Origin of the sequence: Mesorhizobium sp. M00.F.Ca.ET.216.01.1.1, assembly GCF_004010325.2 — a bacterium.
Lineage (GTDB): Bacteria > Pseudomonadota > Alphaproteobacteria > Rhizobiales > Rhizobiaceae > Mesorhizobium.
The window spans coordinates 18,828-39,936 of the sequence record NZ_SADR02000012.1; the positions used below are offsets into that span (position 1 = coordinate 18,828).

Genomic DNA, 21,109 nt, shown 5'->3' on the forward strand with positions numbered 1-21,109 from the left:
CAGGATTTCAGAGGGGGCTCCATGCGGTTTGCGGCGGCGTTGACGGCGGGTGCTGCAATGGCTGCCGCAATGCTGTTCCCGGGCGCAGCTATGGCGGCGCAAGGGCACGAGTTGGCGGGCGAAGCGATGTCGCTGTGGTGGGCGCTGCCCTTTGTCGGCCTGCTGCTGTCGATCGCCACCGGGCCTTTGCTGTTCCACCATGTCTGGGAACACCATTACGGCAAGATCACCATCTTCTGGGCAGCACTGGTGGTTGTGCCGCTGGTAGTCGCCTTTGGCGGTTCTTCGGCCACGCAGGCAGTGCTGCATACGCTGCTCACCGAATACATGTCGTTCATCATCCTTTTGTTCGCGCTGTTCACCATTTCGGGCGGCGTCCTTGTCGCCGGCAACATCCATGGCACGCCGCTGGTGAATGCCGGGCTGCTGCTGGTCGGCGCGCTGCTTGCCTCCGTCATCGGAACAACCGGTGCCTCGATGATCATGATCCGGCCGATCATCCGCGCCAACGACAACCGGCCGTTCAACGCCCATGTCATCATCTTCTTCATTTTCCTGGTCGCCAACATCGGCGGCTCGCTGACACCCTTGGGCGACCCGCCGCTATTCGTCGGCTTCCTGCGTGGCGTCGACTTCTTCTGGACGACTGCGAACCTCTATCGGGAGACACTTTTCGTCGGCGGCCTCGTGCTAGCCGTTTTCCTGGTGATAGACATCATCATGCATCGCCGCGAAGCTGGCGCCCCGAAGATCAAGGATCCGACGCCTGACAGCAAAGTGCGCATTCGCGGCCTGCCCAATATTCCGCTGCTGGCCGGGGTGATCGGCGCGATCCTGCTTTCCGCCTCATGGAAGCCGGGCGTAAGCTATTCCGTCCTCGGCATCAGTCTCGAACTGCAGAACCTGGTGCGCGACGCCATCATCCTGGCGCTTGCCTTCCTTTCGCTTGCTGTCTCGCGCCAGGAGTACCGGAAGGCGAACGGCTTCAACTGGGCGCCAATTGCCGAGGTGGCGAAACTGTTCGCCGGCATATTCATCTGCATCGTGCCGGTCATTGCCATCCTCAGGGCCGGCCTGGACGGTGCGCTGGCGCCGCTGGTTGCGCTCGTCACCGCGCCTTCGGGCGAGCCCAACGACCTTGCCTATTTCTGGCTGACCGGGGCGCTGTCATCCTTCCTCGACAATGCGCCGACCTATCTGGTGTTCTTTGAGCTCGCCGGCGGCGACCCGCAGCATCTGATGACGGAATTCGCCTCGACGCTGGCGGCGATCTCGGCCGGTGCGGTGTTCATGGGTGCCAACACCTATGTCGGCAACGCGCCGAACTTCATGGTCTACGCCATCGCCAAACATCGCGGCGTGAAGATGCCGGGCTTCTTCGGCTACATGGCGTGGTCCGGCCTGGTGTTGATCCCGGCATTCTTGATCTCCGGTTTCCTGTTCTTCGGCTGATCACCCCACACCGACATAGCGGCGAACCGCTGAGGGATCGGCGCGCAGTTCCTCGACATCGACCGTCTCGCGGTTGCGGCCGTTCTCGATGAAGCAAACGCGGTCCGCGACGGACAGCACCGCATCGACCCGCTGCTCGACCAGGATGGTGGAGACGTTCAATTCGCGTAGCTTCGATACCGTGTCGCGGATTTTCGCAATCATCTGCGGCATCAGCCCTTCGGTCGGCTCGTCGAGCAGCAGCACCTGCGGTTCGAGGCACAGCGCCCGCGCCATCGCCAGCATCTGCTGCTCGCCGCCGGACAGCGTGCCCGAGCGCTGCCTGAGCCGCTGGCGCAGCAGCGGGAAGAGATCGAGCACGTTTTCGCGCGTCGTCTTGCCCTTGCCGCGCGCCATCAGCCCGATCTCGATATTTTCCGCCACCGTCATCTCGGCAAACAGCCGCCTGCCCTGCGGCACATAAGCTACGCCGGCCTTCGGCACGTCATGCGCCGGCAGGTCGGTCAGTTCCTTGCCGTCGAGTCTGATCGAGCCGGCGCTCGGCGGAACCAACCCCATGATCGCCTTCAGCGTCGTCGTCTTGCCGGCGCCGTTGCGGCCGAACAGGCACAGCACCTCGCCTTTCTCCAGCACGAGATCGAGGCCGTAGAGCACCTGGACCTCGCCGTAGAAACAGTCGAGCCCGGAGATGGTCAGCGCCTTGGACCGTACCTCAGCCATGGGTTGCTCCGAGATAAGCATCCTGCACCTCGGCGTTGGCGCGGATCTGCTCGGGCGTGCCTTCGGCCAGAATCCTGCCGGCATTGAAGACGGTGATGCGGTCGGCGAGCTGCATGACCACCGGCATGTTGTGCTCGATCAGAAGCACCGTGGCGCTGTTGGCGATCTCGCGCACCAGCCCGATGAAGTTGTCGATTTCGCTGTCGGCCAGCCCCTGCGTCGGCTCATCGAGGATCAGCAGGCGGGGTTTCAGCGCCAGCCCCATTGCCACCTCCAGCAGGCGCTGATGGCCATAGGACAGGTGCCCGGCCTGCATGTGGGCGCGATCGGCAAGGCCGGTGCGCTCGAGCGCCGCCATGACGCCGGCATGCACGGCGCCCTTCGAGCGGCCGTCGGTCAGCGTGCGCTGCACCGGCAGCGCGACGTTGTCGTAGGCGGTGAGATTGGCGAAGACGCTGGTGATCTGGAAGGTGTAGGCGACGCCGAGGCGAACCCTGGCGTAAGCAGGCAGACTGGTGATGTCGGCGCCGTCGAAAACGATCATGCCCGACGACGGCTGGATGCGGCCGCTGACCAGGCTGACGAAGGTGGTCTTGCCGGCGCCATTGGGGCCGATGACAGCGCGGATCTCGCCCGGCATGAGCGCGAAGTCGACGCCATCGACGGCGCGCAGGCCGCCGAAATTGCGGGACAGGCCTTTCGTCGTCAGCAGCGGCATCATGGCAGCCATCCAAGCCAGCGTTGACGGATGGTGCCAAGAATACCCTTGGGGAAGAAGAGCACCAGCAGGATAAGCGCGATGCCGACGATCAACAGATAGGCCGAGGTATAGCCGCTGGTGACGTCGACGACATAGTACATGAACAGCGTGCCGATCAGCGGACCGAGCGTGGTGGCGATACCGCCGAGCAACACCCAGAGCAGCGGCAAGATGGAATATTGCACCGAGGCGAAGCTCGAGCCGACATAGCCGAACAGCAAGGCATAGGCGGCGCCCGAAGCCGCGCAGATGGCGCCGGAGACGACGACTGCGGCGAGCTTGTTGGAGAACGTGTCGTAGCCGAGCATTTTCGTGCGTCCCTCGTTCTCGCGGATGGCGACCAGCACACGGCCATATCTGGAGCGGACGATGGCGAGGGTCACCAGCAGCACGATCGAAAACAGCGCCAGAGCGCTCATGTAGCGCACGGTCGGGTTGGTGAGGTCGAGCGACGCGCTGCCGAGAACAAGAATGCGCGCCGGCTGCGGCACGACGAGGCCCTGATCGCCGCCGGTCCAAGCGGCGAAATAGAGGATGACGAGATAAAACACCTGCGCGAACATCATGGTGACGATCATGAAGGCGACGCCGGAAGTGCGCAGCGCCAACAAGCCGATCGCCAGCGCGAGAAGCGCGCCGCAGGCAAGGCCTGCGGCGAAGGCGGCCGGCACGCTCCAGCCGAAATGGTAGACGGTGAGGCCGGCGCCATAGAGCCCGGCTGAAAAGAACATGGCGTGGCCGAGACTGAGCAGTCCGACATAGCCGAACAGCATGTTGTAGCCCATGGCGAAGACCGCCAGCACCATGATGCGGGCGAGCAGGCCGTGATGATACGCCGGCAGGACGAAGCTCAAGGCGAAAAGCAGCGCAATGACGCCAAGATGCAGGGCGTAGGCTTTTGCCGGCGAAGCTTCGCTCATCGCGATGACGTCCCGAACAGGCCTTGCGGCCGAAACACCAGCACCATGGCGACGAGAAGGGTGGCGATGATCTTGGCCAGCGTCGGCGAAAAGAACACCGAGATGATGCCATCCGACAAGCCGATCAGCACCGCGGCGACCACGGTGCCGCGCAGCGAGCCGAGGCCGCCGATGATGACGACGATGAAGGACAGGAGCAGCGGGTCCTGCCCCATCAGGTAATGCGCCTGGCTGATCGGCACGATCAGCACCGCGGCCACCGCCGCCAGCATGGCGCCGAACGCGAAGACGCCGGCATAGACGCGCTCCACCGGAATGCCGAAGGCTTGTGCGGTCTCGCGATCATACTGGGTGGCGCGCATGACGAGGCCGATTTTCGTGCGCGTCAGCACCAGCCAGGTCGCGATAAGCAGAAATGCGGACGCGGCGATGATCGATAGCTTGTAGCCGGAATAGCCGAACCACGGCAAAAGGATGCGGTAGCTGAATGGCGCCTCCACCGGGCGCGCCTCTGGGCCGTAGAAGGTCAGTGCCAGTTGCTGGATGATGTAGAGCATGCCGATGGTGGCGACGATGGTGGCTTCGGGATTGTAGTTCAGCCGGCGCAGCACCAGCCGTTCGGCGACCAGAGCGATCAGGCCGACGATCAGCGGCGCCAGCACCAGCGCGGCCAGGAAGCCGAGCGCCGGATGGTCCGATATCGCCGTTGAGATCGCCCAGGCGAGCACCGCGCCCAGCATGAAGAACTCACCATGGGCGACATTGACGACGCGCATGACGCCGAACACCAGCGACAGGCCGAGCGCCGTCAGCGCCAGCACGGCTGAGGTGACAAGGCCCTCGAGGGCGGCGAGGAGGAGGTGAGGTCCGAAGTGCATCGATTACACGCCCGGTGCGAGACGCACCCCCCTCTGCCCTGCCCTCTTTGCCAAAACTTGGCATCTCCCCCTCAAGGGGGGAGATTGGCTGTCACCACCGCTTTCGCCAATCGCCAAGGTCGGCAGGCGGCCGCCTTCACAGGAACCGCCGATCTCTCCCCTTGAGGGGGAGATGTCCGGCAGGACAGAGGGGGGTGGCTTGGCGCTCACGCTTGAGTGGCCAAGCCTACAGCGCTTGCGTCGTATAATCCCCTTCCGGCTCGTAGAGGCCGTCCTCGATCTTGGTCTTGTGGACGACATTAAGTCTGCCGCCTTCGACCTTGGAGATGTTCTGGATACCGAAGCACTGGTGGATCTTGCCGTTGAAGGTCTTTGGTCCCTGCGGATGCTCAGGTCCTTCGGCGAACTCGGTCAAGGCCTCGGTCGCCTCGACCAGCTTGGTGCGGTCCTCCGGCCCCTTGTAGCCGGCATCCTCCATCGCCTTCTTGACGACGTAGAGCGTTTCCCAGCAGCCGAACATGTGCGCAGCGGTGGAGACGTCCTTCGGGTCGCCGACGGCGGCACCATTGTCGTCGATACCGACGGCGGCGCGATAGGCCTTCTGAGCAGGGGAATCATCCGGCTGCGCATAGCGCGGCGAGCCTTCCCAGAAATGGCTGCCATCGAGGAATTCGAGGCCGGGGCTGTTGATGTCGGTGGCTTCCAACGAATCGATGAAGCCGAACAGCTGCGGCCGGTTGGAGCCGTAGAATTCGCCCAGCTCCTTGACGAAGGTGAGCACCGCCGGGCCGACCATGACGTGGTAGATCACCTCGGTCTCGGCCGGGATCTGCGGGAAGTATTTGGTGAACGACGATTCCGTCGGCGGGATGGCGATCTGGGCGATGACTTCGGCGCCCTGCGCCTTCAGCGCCGGCGGCAGGTAGTCACGATGGTCGTAGCCGAAGGCGAAATCGGGAAAGATCTGCGTCACCTTCTTGCCGGCGTTGGCGGCGATCCACGGCGCCATCGACTGGATCTGGCTCTTCACGTCGGTGATGCCGGGCTGGAAGACATAGCGGTTCAACTTGGTCGAGGCGACATGGTGGCCTTCGCTGACGACGAAATAGGGGATCTTGGCTTCGCCGGCTGCCGGCGCCGAGCCGATGACGACATGCGAAAACAGCGTGCCGTAGACGATGTCGGTCTTGTGTTGGGTGGCGAACTTGCCGACCACTTCGGCGCCACGGCCCGGGTCTGTGCCGTCATCCTCGATGATCACCTCGACCGGCCGGCCGTTGATGCCGCCGGCATCGTTGATCGCCTTGACCGCGGCGGCGGTGGTCTTCTCGTACCAGCGGCCATAGGCAGCGCCAATGCCGGTGCGGTGCGACTGGAAGCCAATCTTTATCGGTGCCGAGCTCTGCGCCTGGCTGTAGCGCACGAAGCCCGGCGCGACGGCAAGACCGGCGCCGGCGGCCAGGCCCTTCAGTGCCGTGCGGCGGGTGAAGCTGGTCTTGGAGAGATCGAAAAACCCATTCTTGTCAGTCACGGCAGTTCCCCTTGTTTTTGAGTTTTAACCAATGGCTGTAGCGAAGCGGACCACCCCGGCAGGATGGCGAAAATTGCATGTATACAAACTAAATCACCAAAGCCCTGATGTGGCAAGCGGGCTTCCCCTGAGGTAGCGACCTTGTCTCATCCGGCAGTGGGCGTGACAAGCAGCCAGAGGCCGAAGACGGTGTAGGCGATCATCAGCACGGTGAGTGGAAACTGGCTGAGCGCGGCGCGGGCCGGAAGCTGGTGCAGCCGCCAGGCGAAGCCGTGGGCGAGAAGCACGGCAAACATATGGCCGGCAATGATGATGCCGGCTTGCAAATTCCACAGCCGCCATGCCGAGCCGGCACCAGCGGCCACGCCGGCTTCGATCGGCATGTCGGCTGTTCCGAACAGGTTCCAGCCGAGCGCGAATGGGTCGGAAAGGGCGGCAAGCGCGTATTGGCCATCGACGAGCAGCGCAGTCAGATAATGCGCGAAATGGTAGGCGAGCGCGATCGGTACGATCGACCAGACCAGCAGCCCGGCGGCGTTGCTGAGGGAATGCTTGCCGCCGGCAAGGCGCTGGCCGAAGATAACAGCAAGCGCGAAAACGGCTGCAAGCAGGACAAACATCAGCACGAGGCCGAAGCTGCCGATGCTGATCATTGCCGTGCGTCCGGGGAATTCCAGCGGATTGATGCCGAACAGGCCGAGCCAGAAGAAGGTCTTCGACAGGCCGTCGAAGGATACCGACGAAAGGGTAAGTAGCAGGAAAGCGATGCCGCTGAGCGGCAACGGCGTCGCACTGAGCAGCTTGGTGCCCGGCAGGCAGAGATTGAGCCGCCCCTCTTCATTGCGCTCGACGACAGCGAAGCGCGCCACCATCGCGAAGAAGACGGTCAGGAATTCGCCATGCCGGCTCCAGTCGCGGTAGCCGAAGACCAGCATGGCAATGAAGCTCAGCAGCCAATAGAGCCCGGCGGCCCAGGCCAGCCGCGCCGGATCGTCGGGTGCCGGATCGATCAGCTCGAACCAGGCGAAGGCGAAGAACAGCAGGAAAGCCGGCCAATAGCCGAGCCATTGCGGCAGACGCGGATCTTGCCTCTCCCCGTCGCCTCTGCCGAAGACGCGGCTCGCGATGCGCCACGGTCCATACCAAGGATTCAGCCATGACCAGAGATCGCCGAGGAGACCGTGCAGCAAGACCAATCCAACCCAAAGGAGCGTCCATATGGCTAGGGGCAGCGGGTTGGAAAGCGGATCGCGACTGCCGAGCAGACCGGCGGCAATCAGAATTGCAAAGCCGGCAAAGGATATCAGGCTGACGATTGTCCGTGCTCCGTCGCCGAATGCGACAAGCGGCAAGTGCCGGCGCCAGAAGCGGTCGAGAGCATCCGGCGGCAGCAGCGCCAGAACGAGGAAGCTGGCGGCAACGGCGAGCGCACCGCCGGCGACGTAGTAGCCGGTCGGCAGCAACAGGACGTGGCCGCGATCGGAGGCATGGGCGAAGGCGGGGGTGGAGGAAAAACAGGCCAGCAAAGCGACGAGGCCGAGAAAGTGAAAGGCCTCGACTGACGAACGATAGCGCTCTACGGCGCCCCCCTCTGTCCTGCCGGACATCTCCCCCACTTGGGGGGAGATTGGCAGCTCGCTCGGTCGGCGCTTTTCTTGCTGCGTCGGAGATTGGCGAAAGCCGAAGTGACGTCCAATCTCCCCCCAAGTGGGACCAAGTGGGGGAGATGTCCGGCAGGACAGAGGGGGCGCGAAGGAACTCATATTATCCAGGAGTTCCCCACCCTCTCACACCTTGACCAATTGCTCCACGCGGTCCTTTTCACCGAAGATGCGCAGGTAGCGCTTGATCTCTTTCTCGTCGCCGGTCGCCTTGGCTGGGTTGTCGGAGAGCTTGACCGCCGGCCGGCCATTGGCTTCGGTAACCTTGCAGACCAGCGAAATGGCGTCGAGCCGGTTGCTTTTTGTCGGCGCGCAGCCCTCGAAATCATTGGTCAGGTTGGTGCCCCAGCCGAAGGACATGCGCACCTTGCCGTGGAAATGGCGGTAGGTCTCCTCGATGGTCTCGACCTCGAGCCCGTCGGAGAAGATGAGCAGCTTCTGCTTTGGATCCTTGCCCTTCTCGCGCCACCAGGAAATGATCTTCTCGCCGCCTTCGATCGGCGGCGCACTGTCGGGGCGGAAGCCGGTCCAGTCGGCAATCCAGTCCGGTGCGTCGCGCAGGAACGCCGCGGTGCCGAAGGAGTCCGGCAGCACGATCAGCAGATTGCCGCCATAATAGCGCTGCCAGTCCTGCAGCACTTTGTAGGGCGATTGTTTCAATTCCTTTTCCGAATTGGCGAGTGCGGCAAACACCATCGGCAGTTCGTGCGCATTGGTGCCGAGCGCTTCGAGGTCGTTGTCCATGGCGAGCAGCACATTGGAGGTGCCGGTGAAGGCCTCGCCGATGCCTTCCTTCAGTGCTTCGACGCACCAGCGCTGCCACAGGAAGGAATGGCGGCGACGTGTGCCGAAGTCGGAGATGCGGATATCGGGAAGTGCTTTGAGCCGTTCTGTCTTGGCCCACATCTTGGCCTTGGCGCGGGCATAGAGCACGTCGAGCGCGAAAGGTCCGAACGACCGCAAGGCGGCGCGCGAACGCAGTTCGTTGATGATGGCGAGCGCCGGGATCTCCCACAGCGTCGTGTACATCCATGGGCCGGCGAAGCTCAGTTCGTACTGGCCGTCATGCCTGGAAAGCTCGTATTCGGGCAGCCGGAAATTTTCCAGCCAGGCGAGGAACTCAGGTTCGAAGATCTGCTTGCGGCCGTAGAAGGTGTTGCCGCCGAGCCAGATCATCTCCTTCTTGGAGAAGCGCAAGGTGCGGGCGTGGTCGAGCTGCTCGCGCAGTTCCGCCTCGTCGATCTCGTCGGCAAGCCGAACCGAAGTGGTACGGTTGATCAGCGTGAAGGTGGCGTCGACCTTGGGATACATGCCCCAGATCATCTGCAGCATCAGCAGCTTGTAGAAATCGGTGTCGAGCAAGCTGCGAACGATTGGGTCGAGCTTCCAGGTGTGGTTGTAAACGCGTCGCGCTATGTCGGTCCTTGCTGCCATGTCTCAGTGCCGCCTTCGCTGCTCGCTCCCTGCGAGATGCCTCTTAGCATTGAATTTTTGAAAGCGCCTCCCGCTTTGCGGGCTGGCCCGACAAAAAGAAGCGCTTGCGGCGTGTCGGCCTCAGGACGCCTTGGCGCCGATCACTCGCAGCGCCGGGCGTTTTCTGCGGATGCCGATGCGGCCTGCTACCGGCGCATCGGCACGGCCGTCGGCCTGCTCCTTCTCGGCAAACAGCCAATCGATGAACAGCTGCACGATCGGCGTCGATCTCATCTCGTTGCGGCAGACGACGTAGAAATCATCGACCGCCGGTACCGACAGGCTGAACGGTGCAACAAGCAATCCCCTGGCAAGCAGCGTACTTGCCGTCACGGAGTCGCCAAGCGCCACGCCATGGCCGTGAACCGCAGCCTCGATCGCCGTGCGCGCGTCGCCGAGATTGTGGCGACGGCCGCGCTCCAGGTCCAGCGCGTCTGCGGCTGCCAGCCAGGTATGCCACTCGCGGCCGTCGTCGCCATGCAGCAAGACATGATCGGCGAGATCGCGAACGGTGCGGATCGGACGGTTGTTGATCAACGTCGGGCTGACCACCGGGAACAGTTCGAGGCCCGACCATTTGCGCATCCAGCAGTCGGTCCAGCTGCCGTCGCCATAGTGCACGCAGACATCAATATGCGGCGCGCGGATGTCCTTGGCGTCATTGGACGGGATCAGCGTCAGCCTGATGTCTGGATATCGGGACATGAAGCTACCCAGTCGCGGTGTCATCCACAGCAGCAACAGCGCCGGTACGCACGATACCGACAGCGTGCCGGCGCTCGCCGGCCTTGTCATGCGCTGCGTGGCGGCGGCGATGCCGTCGAAGGCGCTCGACACTGCCGGCAGCAGCTCGGCGCCGTGCGGCGTGAGATTCACCCGCTGGCCGGCGCGCTCGAACAGCCTGACGCCGAGCGACTGTTCGAGCGCCTTGATCTGGTGGCTGATGGCGCCATGGGTGACGTTCAGCTCAGCCGCAGCCTTGGTCAGCGAGGCGTGGCGCGCCGTCGCCTCGAAGGCACGCAATGGATTCAAGGGAGGCAGACGCTTGGCCATCCTGTTTCTCAAACCTGTGAGATTTTCTCACAGTCGACACCCTAACAATATCAATTGATTTTTCAATGCAGCTGCCAGACACTTTGCCTGGAACAGCATCAAGACGTGAAATCTGCAGGCAGCCAGCGGGGACAGCGACCCGGCCGGATAACGGTCAGCATCGCAAGCGTCACCGCGGGCCGCCCTGCACCAGCCATGGAGGACCGGACATGGGTTACGATCGCGGCAAACTCGAAGCCTTGCGTCGCAAATATGGCGAGAGCCATGGCGGCGAAATGTTCGACCCGAAATTCCAGCGTGTCGCCGACAAGATCTTTTCCAAGACCGGCACTCGGCTGGCGCCTTATTCTGGCATCCCGACCTTCCTCGCTGCACCCTATCGTGAAATTTCCGCCGACAATCCGGATTTCGGCGATCTGCAGGTGGCGATGATCGGTGTGCCGATGGATCTCGGCGTCACAAACCGGACCGGCGCCCGCTTCGGTCCAAGGGCGCTGCGCGCCATCGAGCGCATCGGCCCCTACAACCACGTGCTGGAATGTGCACCGACGCATGAGCTGAAGGTGGCCGATATCGGCGACGTGCCGTTCCAGAGCCGCTACCGGCTGGAGACCAGCCATGACGACATCGAGCGCCGCATCAACCAGATCGTCGACGCCGGCGTTCTTCCCTTATCTGTCGGCGGCGATCACTCGATCAGCCATCCGATCCTGAAGGCTGTCGGCAGACAAGCACCTGTCGGCATGATCCACATCGACGCCCATTGCGATACCGGCGGCCTGTTCGACTTGACCAAGTTCCACCATGGCGGGCCGTTCCGCAACGCGGTGCTGGACGGCGTTCTCGACCCAAGCCGCACCATCCAGATCGGCATTCGCGGCTCGGCCGAATATCTGTGGGAGTTCACCTACGAGTCCGGCATGACCGTGGTGCATGCCGAAGAGGTGACCGGCCTCGGCGTTCCTGCCATCATCGAGAAGGCGCGCAAGATCGTCGGCGACGGCCCGACCTATATCTCCTTCGACATCGACAGCGTCGATCCGGCCTTCGCACCGGGCACCGGCACGCCGGAAGTCGGCGGGCTGACGACGCGGGAAGTGCTTGAACTTCTGCGTGGCCTGAAGGGCCTCGACATCGTTGGCGGCGACGTCGTCGAAGTGGCGCCGCAGTATGACGCGACCACCAACACGGCGCATGCCGGCGCGCAGGTGCTGTTCGAAATATTGAGCCTGATGGTCTTCAGCCCGACGATATCGGGCAAGGGGGCCTGACGCTAAACAGTGAACGAAGGGAACCGGCCGGACAACCGGCAGAAACAGAGGCCGGACACCACCGGCACAAACAGAGGAGAAACGAGATGAACAGACTAATTGGAACACCCGTTACCCGGCGCAGCCTGCTTGGCGCCGGTCTCGCAACCGCAGGCGTGCTCGCCATGCCGGCGATCCTTCGGGCGCAGGACAAGTCACTGAAAGTCGGCGTCTATGGCGGCTACTTCAAGAAATCGTTCGACGAGCACATTTTTCCCGAGTTTACCAAGGCAACCGGCATCGCGGTGGAATCGGTCGCCGAGCCGACCGGCGAGGCATGGCTGGTGCAGCTCGAACAGGCGGCCAAGGCCGGCCAGGCGCCGGCCGACCTTTCCATGATGTCGCAGACCTCGACGCTGAAGGGCCAGTCGACCGAGTTGTGGACGCCGCTCGACACCTCGAAGTTCAAGCATTACGACGAATTGCTGCCCCGCTTCATCAACAAGTACCCAGACGGCCGCGTCGCCGGCGTCGGCGCTGTTGCCTGGTGGATCACGCTGGTCACCAACACGGATGTCTACAAGGAGGCGCCGACATCCTGGGCGGCGCTGTGGGACAAGGCGAACGAGGATAAGCTCGGCCTGCTGGCACTCGCCTCCAACTCGTTCCTGCTCGAAGTGACGGCCAAGACATTCATGGGCGGCACCAGCGCGCTCGACACCGAAGACGGGCTGAACAAGGCGTTCGAGAAACTCGCCGAGGTCAAGCCGAACGTCCGCCTCTGGTATCGCGACGAAGCACAGTTCGAGCAGGCGCTGAAGTCGGGCGAAATCCCGATGGGCCAGTATTATCACGACGTCACCGGTCTGGCGGCCGCAGACGGCTTCCATGTCCGTTCGACCTTCCCGAAGGAGGGCGGCATCCAGGATTCCGGCAACTGGGTCCTGTCGCGCGCCTCGACCAAGGTCGACGAGGCCCATACCTTCATCGACTATATGAGCCAGCCTTCGATGCAGGGCGTCATGTCGCGCAAGGTCGGCACCACGCCGACGCTGAAGAAGGACGTGCTCGACCTCAAGCCGGAAGAGTTCGCCGCTGTATCGTCGGATATCGACCCGATCATCCCGCGCTACGACCTCTATACGTCGAAGGCCGACTGGATCAACCAGAAGTGGACCGAGCTCATCGTTGGATGAGGCGCCATACCTGCATGACGTTAGCTGGCCGCCGGACACTGTCTGGCGGCCCTTGCCGCACTGCCTGAGGGATGAGCCATGTCCGGACTCAACATCAACGCCGTAACCAAGAAATTCGGCAATTTCGCCGCGGTCGACAATGTCCAGCTGAACGTGCCGCACGGCACCTTCGTCTGCCTGCTCGGGCCATCGGGCTGCGGCAAGACCACGCTTTTGCGGATGATTGCCGGGCTGGAGGAGCCGACCAGCGGCGCTGTCGTCCTGGACGGCGAGGACATCACGCCGCTGCCGACGCACAAGCGCAATCTCGGCATGGTGTTCCAGTCGCTGGCGCTGTTTCCGCATCTCTCCGTCGGCGACAACATCGCCTACGCGTTGCGCATCCGCGGCGCCTCGAAGGAAGAGCAGAAGAAGCGCGTCGACGAATTGCTGACGCTGATCCATCTGCCCGGCTTTGCCGCCCGGCCGGTGACGCAACTCTCCGGCGGCCAGCGCCAGCGCGTGGCGATCGCGCGCGCCCTGGCGCTGTCGCCGAAACTGTTCCTGCTCGACGAGCCGCTCTCGGCGCTCGATGCCAAATTGCGTGAGGCCATGCAGGTTGAACTGCGCCAGCTGCAGCAACGGCTCGGCATCACCACCATCGTCGTCACCCATGACCAGCGCGAGGCGATGACCATGGCCGACCTGGTCGTTGTCATGGGCCATGGCAGGATCCTGCAGGCGGCACCACCGATCGAGATATACCGCAAGCCGGCCGATGCTTTCGTCGCCGACTTCATCGGCATCACCAACCTTTTGCCGGCGGAAGTCGACAGCGCCGGGCGCACCACGATCCTCGGTACCACCATTCCGGGTCTTGCCATGCCGGAAGGTCTCACCAGGGCCTCGGTGTCGATCCGACCCGAAGACGTGCATCTCGGCAAGCCCGGCGGCAGCGCCATCACCGGGTCGGTGAGCTTCGTGCGTGATCTCGGCGGCACCATCGAGACCTTCGTCGAGGCGGCCGGCACCACCATTGTCGCCGTCGCCACGCCGCGCGAGCGGCCCGATGTGTCGGTCGGCGCCAAGGTCGGCATCACGCTGCCGCCGGAGAGTTGCGTGGTGCTCGGCTCATGAGACGCGAAGCGCCCAGGTCGCTAGCCGACTACACACCGCTGTTCTTTCCGGGCCTGATGCTCGTCGTCTTCTTCGTCGTGCCGTTCTCGACGATGATCGCGGTCAGCTTCTTCAAACGCAATCCGTCCGGTTTCTACACGCCGGATTTCGTCATCGACAATTATGCGCGTTTCCTGTCGGCCTTCTTCGGCGGCGTGCTCGGCTTTTCGCTGATGCTGGCGGTGCTGGTCGCCATTGGCTGCGTCTGTATCGGCTTTCCCTTCACCTACCTTTTGACCCGGCGATCGCGCCGCGTGCAGACGCTCTGGCTGGTCGGCCTGCTGTCGGTGCTGTCGTTGTCGGAAGTCATCATCGGCTTTGCCTGGTCGACGCTGTTTTCGCGCACCGCCGGCATCACCAACCTGTTGGTGACGATCGGGCTGATGGACAAGCCGGTGGCGCTGCTGCCGACCTTCGGGGCGGTGCTGACCGGCATGGTCTACCAGGCGCTGCCCTATACCGTGCTGGTGCTCTACCCAGCGCTTGTGCGCCTTGACCCGACGCTGACGGAGGCTGCACGCACGCTTGGCGCCTCGCCTGTCAAAGCCTTCTTCAATGTCGTCGCCCCGGCGCTCAGAAACACCATCGTGGCGACGCTGATCATGGTCTTCGTGTTCGCGCTTGGCTCCTATCTGTTGCCGCAGATCCTCGGGCGGCCGCAGCACTGGACGTTGTCGGTGCTGATCACCGACCAGGCGATCTACCAGTCGAACATGCCTTTCGCGGCGGCGATGGCGGTGTTCCTGGTGCTGATCTCGCTGGCGCTTGTCGGAATGACGCTGCTCGTCGGACGGCGGGAGAACGCGCTATGATCGAGACCTTGCTTCGCCGCCTCTATTTCAGTCTGGTCGCGCTATTCCTGGCAGCACCGCTTATCGTCGTTGCCGGCGTCTCGGTCAACGAGAGACAGGATCTGGCCTTCCCGCCGAAAGGCTTCTCGTTCGCCTGGTACGGTCAGATCTTCAGCGATCCGGAATGGCGGCTGGCACTGATCCACTCGGTCACGCTCGCTGTCTGTTCGGCGGCGATCGCCGTCGCCATCGCCCTGCCACTCGCCTGGTTCCTGTGGCGGCGCATCGCGCCTTGGGCGAACATCTTTCAGGTGCTCGGCCTCGCGCCCTTCATCCTGCCGCCGGTGATCACTGCGCTCGGCTTCCTCAGCTTCTGGGCCACGGTCGGACTGTTCGGCCAGTTCTTCACCGCCATCGTCAGCCACGCCATCTTCTTCGTGACGCTGCCGCTGGTGACGTTGTCGCTCGGCTTTGCCTCCATCGACCGCGCGCTGGTCGAGGCCGCCGCAACCATGGGCGCCGACGACCGCACCGTGCTGAAGACTGTAGTGCTGCCATTGATCCTGCCTTACCTGGTCTCGGGCTACGCCTTCTCCTTCGTGCTGTCGCTCAACGAATACATCGTCGCCTATATGACGATCGGCTTTACCACCGAGACGCTGCCGATCAAGATCTTCAACGCGCTGCGCTACGGCTATACGCCGACCATGGCCTCGGTATCAGTGTTCTTCGTCGTGGTGGCGGCGCTGGTTTTCGGCGCGATCGCGAGGTTCGGCGATATCCGCAGGCTGCTCGGCGCGATGTCGTCCGACAGCAACTGACCAAGCCCGCGCAGACAGGAACGGCGAACCGTCAGCCATTCCCGCTTCAATGCGCAAAGGAGAGCGGCGGCGCGATGCGATCGCGCCGCAGCCAGCGTGCCAGGAGCAGCACTGCCACCACCGCAAGCCCCGACGACAGGCCTATCCAGATGCCGACGCCGTGGAAGCCGAAGCGGAAGGCAAGCAGCACGCCAAGCGGCAAGCCGACGCCCCAGTAGCCGATCGCGGCATAGATCATCGGCACCTTGGTGTCGTGCAGGCCGCGCAGCATGCCGGCGGCAACCGCCTGCGCGCCGTCGAAAATCTGGAACAGCGCGGCAAAGGCCAGGAACGATACGGCAAGGCCGATCACCCTGGCATTGGCCGGATTGCCGAGGTCGATAAAGGCGCTGATCAATGTATGCGGCCACAGGATCATCACCAGTCCCATCAGCGCCATGAAGGAGACACCGATGACATAGGCGGTCCAGCCGGCGCGGCTGACCCCTTCCAGATTGCTGGCACCATGGGCAAGCCCGACGCGCACCGTCGCCGCCTGGTTGAGGCCGAGCGGCACCATGAAGGTGATCGATGCGATCTGGATGGCAATCGCATGCGCCGCAAGCGAATCGGCATCGATCAGGCCCATGAGGAGAGCGGCGGCGTTGAAGATCGTCACCTCGAAGGCGAGGATGCCGGCGATCGGAAGGCCAAGCCGCAACAGCCCCTTGAAACGCGGCCAGTCGGAACGCCAGAAGCGCCCGAACAGACGGTAGCGGCGGAATTTCTTCTCCAGCATCACCACGCCCGCCATGCCGGCGAACATCAGCGTGGCGGAAAGCGAGGTGGCGACGCCCGAGCCGGCGATACCCATCGAGGGGATGCCGAGGTTGCCGAACATGAATACCCAGTTGAAGAAGGCATTGCAGGCGACGGCGACGAAGACGATGATCAGCGCCCAGCCCGGCCGCTCCAGCGCCGAGATGAACGAACGCAGGACGATATAGCCGTAGAAGGGCAGCACGGCCCATTCCAGCCAGCGCAGATAGATGCCGGCCTGGTATGCCAGCGCCGGCTCCTGGCCCATGGCCAGCAACACGCTTTCGCCGTGCCAGAGAAAGATCCAGATCGGAATGCAGATGAGGATCGCCAGCCACAAGCCCTGGCGCACGGTGCGGCGCAGATCGCGCACCGAATGGCGGCGGCGGCCAAGTTCGGTCGCCATCATCGGCGAGGTCGCCAGCATCAGGCCGAGCCCAAAGATCAGCGGCATGAAATAGAGGTTGGAGCCAAGCGCGCCGCTGGCCAGCGTATCCGGCCCCAGCCGCCCCATCATCATGACGTCGGTGGCGGTCATCGCGGTCTGGCCGAGATTGGTCAGCACCATCGGCCAGGCGAGCGCCAGCATCGCCCTGATTTCCCGACGCCAAAGATTTTCCGGCGCGCGAACGCCGGCTTCGATCGCAGACATTTTTTCCGCTCTTTCCGATTGCGGCGCGTCGGGATCGAGCCGGAAGCCGCACTTCAAACGGCAAAACCTTCGGTTTCGCAGCGTTTGCGCCGTCTCATGAACGAAATGCGACATGAAGGCAAGGGAGGAGAAGCGGCTAGCGATTGAGCCAGAGGGCGATGCCCGCCCCCGGCGCGGATAAACTACCTGATCGCGTCCAGCACCTGGCGCTGTCGGTGCATCTCCAGGAAAACCCGGTAGTCGCGGTCGAAGCGTCCAGCAGCGGCCGGGTTTGACGCCCGCTTTTTTCCGCCTTGCTGCATGGCGACGCAGGCGGCGTTCAGGTTGGGGAAAAGCCCGGCCGCCCTGGCCGCGATCATGCCGGTGCCGAGCAGCACCGCCTCGTCGGCCAACGGCTCGATCACCGTGCAGCCGGTGGCGTCGGCGTAAAGCTCCATCAGCAGCGGGTTTTTGGTGTGGCCACCGGTGACGTGCAGCGTGTCGATCAGATAGCCGTTCTCGTTCAGCGCCTCCAGCACGTGGCGCACGCCGAGCGCGATGCCGACGGCGGTGCGCCAATAGAGCTTGCACAGGCTGTCGAAGGAAGCGTCAAGCGTCAGCCCGCTGACGACGCCGACGGCATGCGGATCGGCAAGCGGCGAGCGGTTGCCGTGGAAATCCGGGAGCACGTGCAGCCTTGCGGCGAGATCGTCGCCCTCGGCGGCGCGCAGTTCGGCGACCCGCCGGGCGATCCTGGCATGCATAGCGGCGTCGGGATCGCCGCCAGCGCCATGCCAGCGGATGATATGGTCGAGCAGCGCACCGGTGGCGGACTGGCCGCCTTCCGACAGCCACAGTCTCGGCAGCGCTGCACCATAATAAGGACCCCAGACGCCGGCGAAGGGCTGCGGATCGGGCGACATCGCCATGACGCAGCTCGACGTGCCGGCGATCAGCGCCAGATGCCGGCTGATGTTCTTCTCGTCGCCGGCAAAGCCGCCGAGCACGCCGAGCGCGCCGGCATAGGCGTCGATGACGCCGGCGCCGACCCGGCATTGTCGCGTGAGACCAAGCTCAGCCGCCGCCGATGCGCTGAGCGTGCCGATATCGGCGCCGACCGGACTGGCCTTGTCCGGCAGGTTGCCGTGCTCGAACAGATCGCCGAGCCCGATGGCTTCGAAGAAGTCGCGCCGCCAACCAGTTTCCTCATGCGCCAGATAGGTCCATTTGGCGGTTAGCGTGCATTGCGAGCGGGCTAGCGAACCGGTCGCCTTCCAGGTGAGGAAGTCAGTGAGATCGAATAGATAGCCGGCTTCATTCCACGTCCCGGGCAGGTTGCGCTTCAGCCACATCAGCTTCGGCGTCGCCATTTCCGGCGACATGACGCCGCCGACATAGTCGAGCACGGCATGGCCGCTCTCTGTGCATTCGTCGGCCTCGGCAATGGCGCGGTGATCGAGCCAGACGATGGTGTCCCAACGCCTTTCGCCGGTTACCGAGACGCTGAGCTGACCGCCACCCCTGCCCCGCACGACCAGCGAACAGGTGGCGTCGAAGGAGACGCCGACGACATCTTCCGCCGCGACCCCAGCCTTTTCGCGGGCGGCACGCACGGCAACGCACACGGCCGACCAGATATCTTCGGAATTATGCTCGGCGTGATCGGCCTTCGGCCGGTTCATGACGATCGGATGTTCGGCGCGGCCGAGCAAGGTGCCCCTGGTGTCGAGAATGCCCGCACGGGCGCTCCCGGTGCCGACATCGACCGCGCAAACGAAACTGTTCGTCAAGATGCTCTAACTCTCGCTCCCAGGCCTGCAATCAGATCGGGCAATTGCAGCATGTCAGCGAATATAAAGTCCGGCTCACTCGACGCAAGCCGCCCTTTGAGCGCCGGATTGCCGGCATGCGAGCCGCCGGTGAAGGCAAAGACGCGCATGCCCGCCGCCCGCGCCGCCTCGATGCCGGCCGGGCTGTCCTCGACGACGAGGCAGTTTTGCGGCACTGCTCCCATTCTGGATGCCGCGTGAAGAAAAAGGTCCGGCGCCGGCTTGCCCCGCTCCACCATGGCGGCGCTGAACAGATGCGGCTCCAGCAGCCCGAGCAGGCCGGTGACATCGAGCGCATGGCGGATGCGATCGAGCGTGCCGGAAGAGGCGACGCAGCGCGGCACGCGGAGCCTCGGCAGCACTTGCGCGATGCCAGGCATCGGTTGCAGTTCCTGGCGAAACTTGCGCATCAATTCGGCGCGCATCGTGGTCAGATGCGCGTCGGTGATCTCCAGTCCGAAGTCGCGGCCGAGGATCTCGCGGACGCTTTTCATGCTCTTGCCGAGGAAATGCTCATAGGCGGCATCCTCGCTGACGCTGCCGCCGGCGAGTGCGATCATGCCGAGCAGCGCCGAGACGGACAGCGCCTCGCTGTCGACCAGCACGCCGTCACAGTCGAAGATGACCAGTTCAGGCGTCATTGCGTTGAATCAACTTCAGAGATTGCCGGCGAGGTAGCGTGTCAGCGTCTGGCGCGCGCCATTCGCCCACAGCACGTTGAGCGCATGGGCGAAACGCTCGACGAACGCTGGCGAGCGGCCGACATCGCCATAGATGTCCTCCATGGCAAGCCAGGCGGCAGGCGACCCCTTCGCCGCCCTGGCGGTTGCCTGCAACCGGTCCCAGTTCGGATCGTTGGCTTCGATGACGGCGCCGGTATCTGTGGTGCCGAAACAGTAGCGGCACCAGAGCGCCGATTCCAGCGCAAGGCCGTCGACGCTTTTGCCGGCCTTCAGCCGGTCGGCGATGGTCGGAATGATGAATTTTGGCTGGCGGTTGGAGCCGTCGAGGCAAAGCCGCCGGATGGTGTCGCCGATCTTTGGGTTGGAGAAGCGGTGCTCGATGAGCTGGTAATAGTCCTCCAGCTCGGTGTCCGGCACTGGCGGCACGGTCGGGATGATCTCGTCGTGCTCGAGCTTGGCGAGAAAGCCGCGCACCAGCGGTTCCTGCATCGCCTCATGAACGAAATGGATGTCCATCAGCCCGGCCGGATAGGCGATCGTAGCATGGCCGCCATTGAGGATGCGGATCTTCATCAGCTCGTAGGGCGCGACATCGCTGACGAACTGCACGCCAACCTTTTCCAGCGGCGGCCGGCCGTCGGTGAAATGGTCCTCCAGAACCCATTGCCTGAACGGCTCGCAGAACACCGGCCAGTTGTCCTCGAGGCCGAACTCGCTGGCAAGAATGCTGCGCTCGCGGTCTGTGGTGGCCGGCGTGATGCGGTCGACCATGCCGTTCGGAAAGGCGACGTTGTCGCTCACCCAATTTGCCAGATCCTCGTCGATCAGGCGCGCCAGGCCGATGACAGCATCTGAGGTGACGTGGCCGTTGTGAGGGATGTTGTCGCAGGACATGACGGTGAAGGGCACAGTGCCGTCGTTGCGACGGTGGATCAGCCCGGCGAGGATCAGGCCGAAAACGGTCTTCGGCGTCGCCCCCGGCTGCGCATCGGCGACGATGTCGGGATGGGCCGGGTTGAACACGCCCGAGGCGGGATCGATGAAATAGCCGCCTTCGGTGATGGTCAGCGAAACGATCCTGATCGCCGGATCGGCAAGTCGTTCGACGATCGCCTTTGCATCGCCGGGCACCAGAAAATCGATCATGACGCCGGTGACGCGGGCGCTCATATGGCCGGAATCCTGCTCGACCACCGTGGTCAGCCAATCCTGTTCGGCAAGCTTGCCGCGGCCGACCTTCTCACCCTCGAACACGCCGGCGCCGACCAGCGCCCAGTCGTGACCGAGGCCAGCATTGAACAGGTCGTCGAGATAGACGGCCTGGTGCGAGCGATGGAAATTGCCGACGCCGAAATGCACGATGCCGGCCTTGAGCGCGGCGCGATCGTATTGCGGGCCGGCGACCTTAGGGGGCAGCTCGGCGAGGATGGAAGAAGAGAGTTTCACGGTCATCTGCTTTTACCCTTTGGCAGGACGGCTCTTCTCCCCGTGGAGGAGACGGGGAGAA

Annotated in this window: 18 protein-coding genes; 6 read left to right on the forward strand and 12 right to left on the reverse strand. The window is 63.7% G+C overall.

Annotated elements, in window-relative coordinates; translation table 11 throughout:
- Nucleotides 1-21 precede the first annotated feature (21 nt).
- Nucleotides 22-1,452, forward strand: a complete 1,431-nt coding sequence (locus EN859_RS16760) for a sodium:proton antiporter (protein WP_127854175.1) — start codon at nt 22-24, stop codon at nt 1,450-1,452.
- Here EN859_RS16760 and EN859_RS16765 read toward each other — a convergent pair whose 3' ends face one another.
- From EN859_RS16765 to gcvA, 8 genes are all read right to left on the reverse strand, one after another.
- A complete protein-coding gene (locus EN859_RS16765; RefSeq protein ID WP_189502020.1) occupies nt 1,453-2,172 on the reverse strand; it encodes an ABC transporter ATP-binding protein in 720 nt (239 codons plus the stop codon). It abuts the gene before it with no gap.
- The gene (locus EN859_RS16770; protein WP_127854011.1) at nt 2,165-2,893 is read right to left on the reverse strand and encodes an ABC transporter ATP-binding protein; all 729 of its coding nucleotides are present in this window, start codon (nt 2,891-2,893) and stop codon (nt 2,165-2,167) included. Before EN859_RS16770 ends, EN859_RS16765 begins: the two co-directional genes overlap by 8 nt.
- Complete coding sequence (locus tag EN859_RS16775; protein WP_127854012.1) at nt 2,890-3,852, reverse strand: branched-chain amino acid ABC transporter permease; 963 nt, start codon at nt 3,850-3,852, stop codon at nt 2,890-2,892. The genes EN859_RS16770 and EN859_RS16775 overlap by 4 nt, the downstream gene beginning before the upstream one ends.
- Nucleotides 3,849-4,730: a branched-chain amino acid ABC transporter permease gene (locus EN859_RS16780; protein WP_127854013.1), complete on the reverse strand. Its 882-nt coding sequence runs from the start codon at nt 4,728-4,730 to the stop codon at nt 3,849-3,851. The genes EN859_RS16775 and EN859_RS16780 overlap by 4 nt, the downstream gene beginning before the upstream one ends.
- A 226-nt stretch (nt 4,731-4,956) precedes the next feature.
- Nucleotides 4,957-6,261, reverse strand: coding sequence for an ABC transporter substrate-binding protein (locus EN859_RS16790; RefSeq protein WP_127854014.1), 1,305 nt, complete (start codon nt 6,259-6,261; stop codon nt 4,957-4,959).
- Between the two features lie 146 nt (nt 6,262-6,407).
- Nucleotides 6,408-7,868: a hypothetical protein gene (locus EN859_RS16795; protein WP_127854015.1), complete on the reverse strand. Its 1,461-nt coding sequence runs from the start codon at nt 7,866-7,868 to the stop codon at nt 6,408-6,410.
- A 180-nt stretch (nt 7,869-8,048) separates the two neighbouring features.
- A complete protein-coding gene (pncB, locus tag EN859_RS16800) occupies nt 8,049-9,356 on the reverse strand; it encodes a nicotinate phosphoribosyltransferase (RefSeq protein ID WP_127854016.1) in 1,308 nt (435 codons plus the stop codon).
- Nucleotides 9,357-9,476: 120 nt separating this feature from the next.
- A complete protein-coding gene (gene gcvA, locus EN859_RS16805; RefSeq protein ID WP_127854017.1) occupies nt 9,477-10,448 on the reverse strand; it encodes a transcriptional regulator GcvA in 972 nt (323 codons plus the stop codon).
- A 209-nt stretch (nt 10,449-10,657) separates the two neighbouring features.
- Here gcvA and speB point away from each other — a divergent pair, with 209 nt between their 5' ends.
- The 5 genes from speB to EN859_RS16830 all read left to right on the forward strand — a co-directional run bounded on the left by speB (nt 10,658) and on the right by EN859_RS16830 (nt 15,661).
- Nucleotides 10,658-11,719 carry an agmatinase gene (gene speB, locus EN859_RS16810; protein WP_127854018.1) on the forward strand — a complete coding sequence of 354 codons (1,062 nt, stop codon included), beginning with the start codon at nt 10,658-10,660 and terminating at the stop codon, nt 11,717-11,719.
- Between the two features lie 86 nt (nt 11,720-11,805).
- Nucleotides 11,806-12,894 (forward strand): extracellular solute-binding protein, encoded by a 1,089-nt coding sequence (locus tag EN859_RS16815; RefSeq protein ID WP_127854019.1) that lies wholly within the window; start codon nt 11,806-11,808, stop codon nt 12,892-12,894.
- A 78-nt stretch (nt 12,895-12,972) separates the two neighbouring features.
- The gene (locus EN859_RS16820) at nt 12,973-14,010 is read left to right on the forward strand and encodes an ABC transporter ATP-binding protein (RefSeq protein ID WP_127854020.1); all 1,038 of its coding nucleotides are present in this window, start codon (nt 12,973-12,975) and stop codon (nt 14,008-14,010) included.
- Entirely contained in the window at nt 14,007-14,861 is an 855-nt protein-coding gene (locus EN859_RS16825; protein ID WP_127854021.1) for an ABC transporter permease, read from the forward strand. Before EN859_RS16820 ends, EN859_RS16825 begins: the two co-directional genes overlap by 4 nt.
- Nucleotides 14,861-15,661 (forward strand): ABC transporter permease, encoded by an 801-nt coding sequence (locus EN859_RS16830; RefSeq protein ID WP_127854177.1) that lies wholly within the window; start codon nt 14,861-14,863, stop codon nt 15,659-15,661. The genes EN859_RS16825 and EN859_RS16830 overlap by 1 nt, the downstream gene beginning before the upstream one ends.
- 46 nt (nt 15,662-15,707) lie before the next feature.
- Here the strand turns inward: EN859_RS16830 and EN859_RS16835 are convergent, their stop codons facing one another.
- The 4 genes from EN859_RS16835 to EN859_RS16850 all read right to left on the reverse strand — a co-directional run bounded on the left by EN859_RS16835 (nt 15,708) and on the right by EN859_RS16850 (nt 21,054).
- Nucleotides 15,708-17,111 (reverse strand): MATE family efflux transporter, encoded by a 1,404-nt coding sequence (locus EN859_RS16835; protein WP_127854022.1) that lies wholly within the window; start codon nt 17,109-17,111, stop codon nt 15,708-15,710.
- A gap of 182 nt (nt 17,112-17,293) precedes the next feature.
- Complete coding sequence (locus tag EN859_RS16840) at nt 17,294-18,880, reverse strand: FGGY-family carbohydrate kinase (RefSeq protein WP_127854023.1); 1,587 nt, start codon at nt 18,878-18,880, stop codon at nt 17,294-17,296.
- A complete protein-coding gene (locus EN859_RS16845; RefSeq protein ID WP_127854024.1) occupies nt 18,877-19,560 on the reverse strand; it encodes an HAD family hydrolase in 684 nt (227 codons plus the stop codon). Before EN859_RS16845 ends, EN859_RS16840 begins: the two co-directional genes overlap by 4 nt.
- 15 nt (nt 19,561-19,575) lie before the next feature.
- On the reverse strand, nt 19,576-21,054 hold the full coding sequence (locus EN859_RS16850) for a mannitol dehydrogenase family protein (RefSeq protein WP_127854025.1): 1,479 nt from the start codon (nt 21,052-21,054) through the stop codon (nt 19,576-19,578).
- Nucleotides 21,055-21,109 lie beyond the last annotated feature (55 nt).